This window comes from Wolbachia endosymbiont of Tuta absoluta (assembly GCF_059414725.1).
In genome coordinates, this window is the sequence record NZ_JBNRJY010000071.1 from 1 (window position 1) to 12,632 (window position 12,632).

The 12,632-nt window shown below is 35.3% G+C and carries 7 protein-coding genes, 1 tRNA gene and 2 pseudogenes; 4 read left to right on the forward strand and 6 right to left on the reverse strand.

Going from position 1 to position 12,632, the window contains the following annotated elements:
* Positions 1 to 1,130: 1,130 nt before the first annotated feature.
* From ACJ5GX_RS00740 to ACJ5GX_RS00755, 4 genes and pseudogenes are all read right to left on the reverse strand, one after another.
* A pseudogene (locus ACJ5GX_RS00740) lies at positions 1,131 to 1,631 on the reverse strand (aminopeptidase P family N-terminal domain-containing protein); the annotation flags it as partial.
* Between the two features lies 1 nt (position 1,632).
* Positions 1,633 to 3,681: a tRNA uridine-5-carboxymethylaminomethyl(34) synthesis enzyme MnmG gene (gene mnmG, locus ACJ5GX_RS00745; protein WP_019236692.1), complete on the reverse strand. Its 2,049-nt coding sequence runs from the start codon at positions 3,679 to 3,681 to the stop codon at positions 1,633 to 1,635.
* 89 nt (positions 3,682 to 3,770) lie between these two features.
* Positions 3,771 to 4,301, reverse strand: coding sequence for a hypothetical protein (locus tag ACJ5GX_RS00750; protein ID WP_007302066.1), 531 nt, complete (start codon positions 4,299 to 4,301; stop codon positions 3,771 to 3,773).
* A 147-nt stretch (positions 4,302 to 4,448) separates the two neighbouring features.
* Positions 4,449 to 4,524: transfer RNA gene (locus tag ACJ5GX_RS00755), tRNA-His, on the reverse strand.
* 131 nt (positions 4,525 to 4,655) lie between these two features.
* Here ACJ5GX_RS00755 and murJ point away from each other — a divergent pair.
* Positions 4,656 to 6,152: a murein biosynthesis integral membrane protein MurJ gene (murJ, locus tag ACJ5GX_RS00760; protein ID WP_026097235.1), complete on the forward strand. Its 1,497-nt coding sequence runs from the start codon at positions 4,656 to 4,658 to the stop codon at positions 6,150 to 6,152.
* A 375-nt stretch (positions 6,153 to 6,527) separates the two neighbouring features.
* Positions 6,528 to 9,017 carry an AsmA family protein gene (locus ACJ5GX_RS00765; protein ID WP_495292586.1) on the forward strand — a complete coding sequence of 830 codons (2,490 nt, stop codon included), beginning with the start codon at positions 6,528 to 6,530 and terminating at the stop codon, positions 9,015 to 9,017.
* A 235-nt stretch (positions 9,018 to 9,252) separates the two neighbouring features.
* Here the strand turns inward: ACJ5GX_RS00765 and ACJ5GX_RS00770 are convergent, their stop codons facing one another.
* Both ACJ5GX_RS00770 and ACJ5GX_RS00775 read right to left on the reverse strand, forming a co-directional pair.
* Positions 9,253 to 9,798, reverse strand: a complete 546-nt coding sequence (locus tag ACJ5GX_RS00770) for an ankyrin repeat domain-containing protein (RefSeq protein WP_007302070.1) — start codon at positions 9,796 to 9,798, stop codon at positions 9,253 to 9,255.
* Positions 9,799 to 9,851: 53 nt separating this feature from the next.
* On the reverse strand, positions 9,852 to 11,027 hold the full coding sequence (locus tag ACJ5GX_RS00775) for a phage portal protein (RefSeq protein WP_007302071.1): 1,176 nt from the start codon (positions 11,025 to 11,027) through the stop codon (positions 9,852 to 9,854).
* A 311-nt stretch (positions 11,028 to 11,338) separates the two neighbouring features.
* Here ACJ5GX_RS00775 and lipB point away from each other — a divergent pair, with 311 nt between their 5' ends.
* Both lipB and ACJ5GX_RS00785 read left to right on the forward strand, forming a co-directional pair.
* The gene (gene lipB, locus ACJ5GX_RS00780) at positions 11,339 to 11,956 is read left to right on the forward strand and encodes a lipoyl(octanoyl) transferase LipB (protein WP_052264792.1); all 618 of its coding nucleotides are present in this window, start codon (positions 11,339 to 11,341) and stop codon (positions 11,954 to 11,956) included.
* Positions 11,956 to 12,498, forward strand: a pseudogene (locus ACJ5GX_RS00785) (LD-carboxypeptidase); the annotation flags it as partial. The gene lipB and the pseudogene ACJ5GX_RS00785, both read left to right, overlap by 1 nt.
* Positions 12,499 to 12,632 lie beyond the last annotated feature (134 nt).

Below are 12,632 nucleotides of genomic sequence, written 5' to 3' on the forward strand. Positions count from 1 at the left end.
CAAATAGTTTTCTTATTTTATGTCTTCCAGCTATGCTTTACATATCTACCGAATTTCCTTACGTCTGACAGACGTATGCGATACAGTGCGTTAAAATTACGCAGCGATGAACGACAAGACAGAGAACTGCCTAATAGATGACATGAATAAAAAAGGTGTTGAAGTAAAATGATCGATCCGCGGAAGCCCACATGGATGAGGCGTCGCCACTAGTAAAGGAAAAAGTCGCAGGTTCAAATCATAGCCACGGTTAAAAAAAAGGCGGGTTTTCCAAAATTTTATACATAACACGGGAAGTGTTTTAACAATTTTTAATCAATTAAATGTATTCATTTTTTGATAAGATATAATTATATGTTTCAGGTGAAGAAGAAATGTACCGCTAACCGCCCTGAACGAATACCTATGTCAGAGTACCTATGTTTTTCGGGGCGGGGGGATATTGGAGTAAACGCTTCTGGGCCCTATGAAACGTCGAAATTTACTATTGGCAAAGCCTCTTCCATCTGCGCTACCGCGGCTCGTCCCCTGCCCGCGTAGGATAAGATACACTTGCAAAGTTCACGGGCAAGGGACGATCGATCTCCATAATTTATTTGGAATACTTTATTAAAAAAGGAGGAAGTCTTATATCCTGCGTACGTGTCCACTATATTATACTACAGTTATTCTTATATTACGTTTTCATCATGGCTAGAAGCGGAATGCTTAGAAAATATTGCATTTATACGTTTAATCTACAGTCATGTCTATTTTCAGAAATTTTAACCATATCGCAAAGGTTCCGATAGAGTATTCGATACGTTCAAAAATTCTAATCATATAAAGAGTCCGATAGAATATTGGGTTAACGATACACACTGCGCATACTTTTTATACGTCCATAAAACCGGGCTGCTCCTGCTATCACTCGTACTTTCGTCTGCTACATTTCCATGATTCCATCCCAGCTGTCGGAGCAGTGACCGCTTCACAGCGGTACGGGGTACGGACAGACAGACACGTCCGCATTTTATTTTATAACTACAACATCGACCGTGAAACGGGGGAACGCATGTGTTAGCCGCAGAGCTAGCTGGGCAAGATGGCTTGCGAACTGACGAATAACCTACCTTAGTTTATGTGGATCGATCAGTCAGAAGCACTGCTTCAGCCTCTATGTTTTTAGCTACTCTTTCACATTTATCCTTACCACTCTCACCAGATACATGTGAGACTATTGTTTGTGCTTTATGACTACTATCTTTTTTAATTAAGTATGGTACTAGTTTACAAATGCCTTCATATTTTCTTATGTCCTTCATAGTAAAATATTGCGGATAGTAACCCAGTGAGGTAGTCAATGTTAAGTTTGCTTTTACCCATTTGTGTGGATCCTCTTCTTGTATATTATATACTCGAAAACTGCCCTGATCGAGCTGACTGCGAGCTTGTGTGATATAGCGTCCATCTGTAAAAAATGGGCACTTATTACTCTTTGTAACGATAAGTAGCCCATTTGTTCCCGTGAAGCCACATAACTCTGCTAACTCTTTTGAATATTCATTTAAATACTCGTCTTTAGTATTCAACATAAATGTATCAACATTTATTTCGTGCATAAAAGAGCGAAATTCTTCGATTTTTGACATGTTACGCAGAATTAGCAGCTATTTTCGTTTTCTTATTCCTAAGGTACACTAATATGCTAACTATCGCTGCTGGAGTGATACCTTGTATTTGCTTCGCAATACCAATTGTTGCTGGCTTTATTGACTGCAACTTTTCTATCACTTCAGTTGACAAGCCTTTAATCTGTGAGTAGTTGAAATTAGTTGGAATTTGAGTATTAACTTCCTCTTGTAGAAACTTCATATCTGCTTCTTGTCTTACTAAATAAGGCTTGTATTTTGCTTCAATTGCAACTGCTTCATATATTTCATTCTTGGCTATGCTATCAGTTATAGTGTTATTCCAGCACATGACGCTGGAATCTACATTTTTTTCAGTGTCAACTGCATCCATTCCATCATCATTCAAGTACTGGATCCCAGTGTCAGCTACTTGGATGACAGGAAGAGGTGCTTTGGCGTTATGCAAGTAGCTGACACTGGAACCCATGTTTAACTCTGGCCATATTTCTCGTAATTTATTCCAGTCAATATTTGGATAACCGAGCAAATCTAATGCTGTTTTTCTTATTCCATCATAAGATATTTTAATGCCATAGGACCTGAGCTGCTCAGGAGTAATTGTTAGGCTCTCTAATTTCTCCTCAAGTTGCTTAATGGATTTAAGTTTACCCTGCAAAACAGAGTATCTCTCATGCGACACAAGAGAGATGTCATAACCTTTTTGTGTCAATCTTCTATCTGCATTATCTGACCTGATTGACAGTCTATATTCTGCACGCGAGGTAAATAATCTGTAAGGCTCGGTAATTCCCTTAGTGACCAAGTCGTCTATCATTACACCGATATATGAGTCTGTACGATGAAGAACAAAACTTTTTTGAGATAAAGAGAGTGCTGCATTGATTCCGGCAATAATTCCCTGCCCAGCTGCTTCTTCATATCCAGTGGTACCATTAATTTGACCAGCAAAATATAGTCCTTTAACTTTCTTAGTTTCGAGAGTATGAAATAGCTCTCGTGGATCGATATAATCGTATTCAACTGCATATCCAGGTCTTAATATTTCTGCATTTTCAAGCCCTTTTATACTCTTTATCATTTCATACTGCACTTCGATGGGCAATGAATTTGAAATTCCATTTGGATATATAGTGTTATCATCAATCCCTTCTGGTTCTAGAAATATTTGGTGATTATTTTTTTCTGCAAATTTTTTAACTTTAGTTTCAATTGATGGGCAGTATCTTGGTGCAATAACGTTATCTAAATATGAAGAAGCTGATCTGTGAAGATTCTCTCGAATTACTCTGTGTGTATGTTCATTAGTATGAGTAATAAAACATGAAACCTGAGGCTGGTTAATTTTCTCTGTAAGATAAGAAAATGGTGTAGGTGGATTGTCACCCACTTGTTCTTGTAATACCGACCAGTTTATAGTGCCACGATCAAGCCTCGGTGGAGTTCCGGTACGTAACCTGCCCAGTTTAAAATCATACTTCTTTAGCGTGTTTGCAAGCTCTATTGCAGGTTTATCTCCTATTCTTCCAGAAGGAGTTGTTTGCTCTCCTATATGAATCACACCACGTAAAAAAGTCCCTGTAGTCAAAACAACTCTGCTTGTCAGTATACGTTCACCTGAGTCTGTTATTACAGCTTTTATATAAGATTCTCCATTGCTATCACTTTCGATAAGAAAATCGTCAACTGACTCTTCTTTTACTGTCAAGTTGTTATAATTTAGAATAATTTCCTGTATTGCTTTTTTGTATAATTTTCGGTCTGCTTGTGCACGTGGGCCCCATACTGCTGCGCCTCTGCTGCCATTTAAAACGACCGAGTGTATGCTTGCTCGGTCGATAGCTCTCCCCATTATTCCATCAAGGGCGTCTACTTCTCTAACTACAACACCCTTTGCAACTCCTCCAATTGCTGGATTACAAGACATCTCTCCTATAGTTGAAATTTTGTGAGTTATAAGTAGCGTGCTTGCACCAAGACGTGCTGCAGCTGTAGCTGCTTCACACCCGGCATGACCGCCACCTACTACCACTACGTCGTACTTATGCATCTTCTTGAGTAATTCCTAATCTATAATATTCCAACTATCAGTGATTGATGTCAAATTTTACAGATTCCAGTGTTACAAACTAACTTAGCTCAAATTATCGTCTCTTTTACAGAAGAAACTTTTTCAACTGTAGGAGAGGTAATACGCTCATCCACTTCTTCTTCCTGAGATATTCTAACAAATGTAGAATCTGTAATCGAAGTTGCACTTGCTGCAAATGTAATTGCTGCTTCATCTGCACAATGCACTAAAGATGTGGCTACATAAACCCCCATAATTGTTGCTATTAGCCCTGTTATTGCACTTACTAAGATAATCACTGTTACTACTGGGTTAGGAAGAACAGCAATCACACTTGCATTAAGCACTGCCCCAATCATAGTACTTATAGGTATAGCCATACCCAAAAAAATTGCTATTTTTCCATGATCTTCCTCAATAGGATCTCTTTTGCAAAACTTATATAGCAAACATCCTACGTGCAAAACCGCAATCAATGCTAGAGCCATAGAACCAGCAATTGCACCTATGGCTAAAGGTGATGAAGTGTCAAAACTCAACCACCAAGCTAATATTCCTAGTGCTGACACTATACTATAAGCTAACAAACAAATATACATACAATCCCTCTCACTAATTAATAGGCATCATTTTTACTCTAAATTGCAAACTTCCCCTCCACCATCTAAATACTAGAGCAACAAGGAATGCTAACGGCCGTGCAAAAATATCTAATGTTTATATTTATGTAAAGTGAAAATTTTGAGTGGGGCGAGCGACCAGGATTGAACTGGCGACATTCAGTACCACAAACTGACGCTCTACCAACTGAGCTACGCCCGCCAAGATATAAAATTTTTAACATACGAGCACAAATAGTCAATTAATTATTTAAGTTACCTCCTTTTGCAGAGGGTTTTAAATATTTTCATTCATGCTTTTATCATTATACTCAATCGTATTGACACCATGATATGTTTAAAAGTATTTTCACATTTAGTTTTTTTACAGCTATTTCAAGAATCTCAGGGCTAATAAGAGATGTATTGATTGCTACGGTTATTGGTGCAACCTCTCTTGCAGATATATTCTTTTCCTCGTTTCGCTTTGCTAATTTATTTCGATCGTTTTTTGCAGAGGGGGCATTTACTACCTCATTCATACCATTATACTCTGCAGAGTCATATGATAATAAAAAGGCATTTAATTTCGCAAGTAGTGTAATATCCATTACGTTTATTATTCTAGTAATTTTTTGCCTTATCACACAAACCTTCTTCCCTTACATGATCAAAATCTTCACTCCTGGATTTGACCAAAATAAATTTACCTTTACTGTAACTTTGTCGAAAATTATGATGCCCTACATAATCTTCGTGTCAATCGCATCACTTATTGGTGGAATGTTGCAAGTAAAACAGCATTTTGCTTCAACAGCTATTTCACCAATCATTTTGAACCTCTGTTTAATCATCAGTTTGTTTTTACCTTACATTGAAACACCGGCTCATAACCTTTCTATAGCCGTCCTGATTGGAGGGATTTTGCAGCTACTTTTAATAATATTTAGTGCATACAAATTAAAGGCTTTCTTTTCTTTTAGTTTAGAATTAAGTAACGAAGTGAAGTTGTTTTTCAAGCGTGTAATACCTGCAATTATCAACAATTGTGTAATACAAATAAGTGTATGGATTGACACAATCATGGCGAGTTTTATACCAAATGCAGTTTCTTATATATATTATGCCGATAGACTAAATCAACTACCGCAAGGAGTAATTGGCACTGCAATTGGTACAGTACTTCTTCCTATGATTTCAAAACGAATAAATGATACTGAGAATATAGTCAAAATACAGAACAAGGCCCTTAATATAGGGTTAATATTAATTATGCCAATAACTGCTGCTTTTATCATTATTCCTGACATGATTTTACTTACGCTTTTTTCTTACGGCCGATTTGATTATTATGCAGTGCAGCAAACTGTTCCTACATTAGTAGCATTTTCTCTTTCTTTACCCGCATTTATTATAAATAAAGTATTGCTACCCACATTCTTTGCTAGGGGAAAGCTAAAAATACCAACTATGTTCTCATTAACGTGCCTTGGAATTAACGTAATACTAAATCTCCTATTAATGAACAAATACCAACATATAGGAATTGCTATTGCTACTTCCATTTCCACTTGGATAAATTCTATTTTATTGATTAATTATTTAACAATAAATAAGATGTATAAGCTTAGCCAAGCATTATTACTAAATATTGTAAAAATTCTCACTGCAACATTGGTTATGTCAATAGTTCTTTATCTCTCTAATTACTTATCAGCAGGGTTGTTTTTCGATAGAGGGCTAGCTCGTATTGTTTATTTAGTAACTTTAATAGCTTTGAGTGTTATTATTTATTCTAGCACTCTTTACCTGATTTTTAGAGGAAATTTGAATAATTTGAAATATGTGTAAATTACACCCTTTGTATTGCTATATGTCATTTCAGCTACTATTCCAATATCCACTTCTTTCATCCCATAACCTATTCCTGTCATCCCAGTGTCAAGCACTGGGATCCAGAAATTTTGTTGATTATATAATCTGGAAAACCTTATTTAAGTCACACTGGATCACAGTGTCACACACACAACTGTATAAGTGTTGTGGTTTGAGAGCAATTTCCACTGGGAACCCAGTGCTCATCAGACCAGCTTCTCATGTAAAAATGCTGTGCTTTAACATAAGAATAGCTACTTTTTTGCTAATTAACTTAATGTCTAATCAAATTTCCTGGATCCCAAACTGGGATGACAAGAAGAGAAGGGATGCTGGAATGAGAGGTCTATTATGAAACTTTCTTTATACGCCATATTATCAATCTCGTTGCTATTAATTCTCATGCACGTTGCTGCAACTTTTAAGGATTGGAGTGGCTACAGAGAATATATCGTAAAAGAGTTAGAGAAGACGTATGATGCTAAAGTACATGTTGGAGGAAAAATTGAAGTTTCGCTCATTACTCCAAAACTTACTATTCACAATGTATATGTACAATACAACAAAAACAAGGAGCAAAAATTATCAGATTTAATTAGTGCAAAAAAAATTGAAATAAGGCCATCGTTGTTTTCATTTTCATTGCAACCAAAGTCAATCTCATTTTTGGGCATGAAAAGCAACAAAGAAAATTTACTTAATATTATAAATACGAAAGCCAATGATAATATAGTTGATATATTAATAAAGGACAGCCAAATAAGTTTTAACGCCGATACTATTAATATCAAGGAAGTTGCTATAAAAAAAAATAAGCAGTTTTTTGGTGAAGTACAGATTGGTGACAACAATTACGATTTTTCTGGAAAGGTTAATGTCACAAAAAATAATGTACACATTAGTGTTGATTCAAATTTTGCAAATTTGCTATTTAAAGGTAATAGAAATCAAGAAGAGCTCAAGGGCAATTTAGTATTGACGATTAATAATAATTCTGATTCTATGAGCGGCTTGGCAAAAATCATTAATCTTAGCTTCCTTTCTTATGTGATTCCCAGCGAAAATATTGAGATATCATCCAATATCAATCTCAATGAAAGCGAGTTTACGGCAACTGATTTAAAAATTGAGTCCAAAAGCATGCAAGGCACTGGTATAATACAAAATGATAGAAAAAGTGATCATACTAATATCAATATTAGTTTTAGTAAAGTCGACCTAAAAAACGGCTCACACAAAACAACAGATATGAAGGGTCTTTTAGAATCTTTTAGAGAGGTTGTGCCAAAGAACCTGAGCTTGGATTTTAATATGGAAGCTTCAAATATTCAATATCAAAACAGGATATTGGACAAATTTCATGCTACGCTAAAATTTGCTAATGGCGAAATAAACGTTGATACTCTTCTTCAGTTTCCTGGAACCAATAATATATCTCGCTTATCAGGAAAAGTTTCAAACAATGGCAACTTGTCCGAATTTAATGGTGATATATTGATAAAGGGTGAGTCGTTCATTTCACATATTTTACCTTCTATCAAGATGCAAGAAAGAGAGAAAAGTCAATTTACAGCAAGTTCTAAACTATATTTAGCACCTAGAATATTATCTCTTTCAGATATCAGATTGCTAAATAACAAAGAATCTTGGCAAGGATCAATTAAGGTAAATCACACAAAAAAACACAATATGATCGATAGTAAATTTAGCATACATAACATTAATATAGATAAATATGATTATTCATTATTCAGCAAAGTGCAATGGCTGAAAAATATTAAATATGATGTAAATATAAGAACTAGTGTTAAAGATTCTATATTCAATGGTACAAAAATTGAAGATTTGGATTTTTCATTAAAAATACAAGAGAACAAGCTAGTTGCAGATAAAATAAAGTTATTCGGAGAAAATTTCGACATTACCGGTAGTGTAAAAATATTAGTGGATCAAAAATACACTAAGCCTTTATTAGACGTAAACCTTACAGGTAATAAATTTAATGGAAATATCTTTAAATTACCAAAACTATTAGAGGTAAAAAGAAACTCAAGAAATGAAATAAATCAAATTCAATGGTCAACAAAGCAGCTTAATTTTTTAGATGAGAAAGGAGATTTTGATGCAAACGTGCAAATCAAAACTACAGAATTTAAAATTGGGCAAAACGTCTTAAAAGATTTTAACTTGGATACAGTGATAAGAAACAGCACTATCACTATCAAAAAGATAAGTTACATACTAGAACATGGACAAATGTTTTTTCAGGGTTATCTAAAAGCAGGCTCAATTCACATAAAATTTTCTATTGCAAATTTGGACACCAAGGAAGTTATAGGAGTTAATAACATAAATGACAAGATAAGCTTAAGTGGTGAAATCAAAACTCAAGGGACAAGCTTTGATGATTGGGCTAGTAACTTATCAGGAAATGTAAACTTTCAAGCACAGAAAATAGAGTTTACAAATGTGGATTTTAATTCATTCATCACTAAGTTGTTAAGCAGTAAGAATAAACCTGAAATTTCCAAGCTTGCTTACGTTGATATATATAATGGCAGTACGCTTTTTGAAAATATTAATGGAAAAGTAAGTATTAACAGTGGTGTATGTTCAACTAGTTCACAGTTTAGTATCGATCAAGCATCAGGTTCTATCTCTTCTAATTTAATCTTATCTAAGTTCTCCTTAACTTCTATATTCAGACTCTTTTTCATACTACCAAATCATAATAGTCCTCTTTATATCGAGGCACACTTAGATGGCCCTATTTGGTGCCCTAAGATGAGTTTTGATGTAGACCAAATTTACAACACCTTAGTTAGCAAGAAAAATAGTTAACTCATTTAGCTACATGATTTAGGGTATCCGTTCAGCAGGGTGGCAAAATAAGATAGACAAAAACGTAGCAACAAATGGTCAGTGCCTGACACTGGCTTTTTCACAAAAAACGTTGTAGAGCGCTTTCGTCAAACTGGATCCCAGTGTCAGCTACTTTCATGACAAGAAAAAAAGGACTGATTTCACATGAATCTGAACAGATACGATTTAGGAGATAGTAAACTTCATCTACCCTCTAATAATAAGACTTACTAGTTACTTGTAACTCTTCAATGCTTATATCGATGCAGCTTGTACTTGGAGTCTCCATATCTCCAAGCAATAACTTTGTTATCTCTGTGTGGCCTTTGAGAACAGATAAATGTAAAACAGTCTTGCTAGAATTATCTGCTATATTAATATTTGCTCCGTTTTTAAGCAATAATTTTACCACATTCTCATGGCCTCCCTGAACAGCTAAATATAAAGGAGTAGCACCGAAATGATTTCTTACATCAATATCTGCTCCGTTTTTAAGCAATAATTCCACCTCCTCTTTACAATTTATGGAAGCAGCATAATGTAAAGGAGTAAAACCATAATTATCCAATGCATTAACATTTGCTCCGTTTTTAAGCAATAATTTCACTTGCTCTAAGCGATTTCCGCAAGCAGCATAATGTAAAGGGACAAGACCTTCATTATCTGTTGGATTAGTATCTTGTTTGGCTCTCAACGATAATTCCATATGAGGAAGAGTCAATCGAGAATTACTTACTGAATTTTCTTGTTCTTGATACATAAAATACCTCTAATTTCTTACAGCTTAGTATAAATATCTATACTATATAAACATCAATTCAACTTATCACCACCGGGTAACGGTTGCAAGCCAAAAGCTTCTCTTTTTTCATTGAGCGTCATGAAGCTTGCGTTTTGCACGTATTTCCACATCTTTTGTCTTTTCTCCATTAGAATTTCTATCGCGTCTTTATCATATGACAAACATAAATCTTTGCCAAACTTGGGCACTAGCCAAGAATTCAGGTGACAGATAATATTTTCTAGCGTTGGTAAAATCGTCTGTTCCCAAAGGGAAAGACGTGCTTCAACTAAATTACTGTAAGTGTTATCACCCGGTATGCCAAGCAACTGCGGCGGAACGCCAAAAGCTAGCGCAATATCACGAGCTGAGCTATGTTTTGACTCAATAAAATCCATATCCCTCGGTGATAAGCTCATTTCCTTCCACTCTAAACCTCCTTCAAGTAATATCGGTCTTCCAGCGTTGACAGGACCTGAGTAATGATCATTTATCTGCGCTTTTAAGCGTTGGTACTGCTCTTGACTTAAGTTTCCAACGCTTCCATCCTTTTCTGATTTCACAACTATTGCACCACTTGGTCTTGCTCCATTTTGCAGCATTGCCTGATTCCAAGCACCAGCCTGATTATGCTGATCTATACTATATGCAGCTGCCTCAATTGGTGAAAGTCCATACCAATCATTCAAAGGGTTAAAGGTTTTAAGATGCAGTACTGTTGAACGCCCAGTCAATTTATCAACTTTAAAGTCATAACTGTTGTTATTTACGGTATAACGATAGGCATAAGGAACGTTACTTCTCCCCGGAACAATTTCAACTCTATCAGGGCGCAGAAGATAAAGCTCTGTTGGTTTGTTCTGCAGCTCAATCATCAATATATAAGAATTGCCGTTAACTAACCGATAAGTTACAATCCCCTCAATAAATTCTGATTTTGATGTCATTGGATTAGGAGAATAAAGTAACTTCAGTAACGGATGTGCTTTTAGTTGTGATTTTCCCTGGTCAGTAAGCTGGCAGAGAATAAAAGGTACCGAAGATGCAGCACTTGCGATCATATTAATTGCTCGAAAGGCAATAACATTTTTTATGTAACCTTCCTCAGCAAAACTTACATAATCACGCCTACTCCAACTTGGTTCCATCATTAGTTGCAAAGCAGAGTATTCACTGCTTTTCTTTCTTTGAAAAATGTTAAAATTCATATGTGCCTCCTGAAAAATTAAATTTGTTAAAAGATTAAAATTATAGTTGAATTATATCAATTGGTGTTACAAGAATGATATCATCTGAGTAGCTGACACTAGTTCGTTTGCGATAGTGCCATTCAAGTAGCCCATATTTGTCATCCAAGTAGCTTGACACTAGGATCCATCTTTTTATACAATTTAGTCAAATACGTTCCTTTTAGCGTAAAGCAACTATGCTCACCAGTTCAGTGTGCTATCTACAATTAAATTTCTGGATTCCAGTGTCAAGCGCTGGAATGACATTGATAGACCTAAAGAAATAGAACATGACAGAATGGCTAATCTCTAACCAATTTACTGATTATAACCATGCTATAAAATTCATGGAAGCAAAAATTCAACAAATTTACAATAATTTGTCTGATGAGCTAGTATGGCTGCTCCAGCACCCTCCACTTTACACAGCAGGAATCGGTGCAACAGATGATGACATTATTGAAAAATTATTTCCTATATATAAAACAGGTAGGGGTGGTAAATATACATATCACGGACCAGGGCAGCGCATTATATATTTAATGCTAAATCTTAAAAAAAGAAACAAATGTGACATAAAACTATATATCAGAGACCTAAGTAATTGGATCATAAATGTTTTAAAACACTTTAATATACTTGGGGAATTTAAGGAAGATAGAATAGGCATTTGGGTGAACAACAACGGAGTAGAAGAAAAAATAGCAGCTTTTGGCATTCGCTTGAGAAAATGGGTAACTTATCACGGCATAGCGCTTAATGTCTCTCCAAACCTTTCCCACTATGAGGGTATTATTCCTTGTGGACTAAAAGATTACGGCGTTACATCAATGGAAAAACTAGGAGTAAAAGTTTCTCTTTGCGAATTAGATGATATATTAAAGCAAGAGTTTCATAAGATATTTTAATGTATTCCTTTATTCTTTATTTTCTATGCCTTTTACTCACTAATCCTGCAAATCAAGTTGATATTATTGCTCCTTCTTCGAAGGGAAAAGAATCGGATCTGCCCACTATAAAAGAATCCGTAAAAACTTTGGGTTTTAATCCTCACATTTCGGAGAAAATATACAGTAATGACAACCCATTTTATTCTAACTCTGATGAGTTTAGAGCGAATGATTTGGTTAATGCGCTCACTGATGATAGCAAAATAATTTGGTGTATCAGAGGAGGAGAAGGGGCTTCTCGGCTAATTCCCTATCTAGAAAAGTTACCCAATGATAAAAAAGAAAGAATTGCTCAAAACAAAAAAATTCTTATAGGCTATAGTGATATCACTGCTTTACATATTTATCTGCAAGTTAAATATGACTGGCAAACTCTTCACGGTACCATGTTGGAAATGATAGTAAATAACTCTGTTGCTGAAACCTCTGTTGAAAAATTAAAAGAGTTAATTCTTAAGCAACGCAACTCTATCAGATTTGATAACCTAAAAATGATCGATCCAAACTATATAACAGGGGATAAAAAAAAGTTGCTGGTGTTAGAAAACACTAAAAGTGTAAAAATAGTAACTCGTATTTTGTGGAAGACCCCTCGGCGTTGAAAAGTTTCGAATAATCAAGCCATTGAACACAT

What these genes read in the sequence shown, in the direction of transcription:
- mnmG (WP_019236692.1), bottom strand. Translation starts at nt 3,681, where the DNA reads ATGCATAAGTACGACGTAGTGGTAGTAGGTGGCGGTCATGCCGGGTGT.
- ACJ5GX_RS00750 (WP_007302066.1), bottom strand. Translation starts at nt 4,301, where the DNA reads ATGTATATTTGTTTGTTAGCTTATAGTATAGTGTCAGCACTAGGAATA.
- murJ (WP_026097235.1), top strand. Translation starts at nt 4,656, where the DNA reads ATGTTTAAAAGTATTTTCACATTTAGTTTTTTTACAGCTATTTCAAGA.
- ACJ5GX_RS00765 (WP_495292586.1), top strand. Translation starts at nt 6,528, where the DNA reads ATGAAACTTTCTTTATACGCCATATTATCAATCTCGTTGCTATTAATT.
- ACJ5GX_RS00770 (WP_007302070.1), bottom strand. Translation starts at nt 9,798, where the DNA reads ATGTATCAAGAACAAGAAAATTCAGTAAGTAATTCTCGATTGACTCTT.
- ACJ5GX_RS00775 (WP_007302071.1), bottom strand. Translation starts at nt 11,027, where the DNA reads ATGAATTTTAACATTTTTCAAAGAAAGAAAAGCAGTGAATACTCTGCT.
- lipB (WP_052264792.1), top strand. Translation starts at nt 11,339, where the DNA reads ATGACAGAATGGCTAATCTCTAACCAATTTACTGATTATAACCATGCT.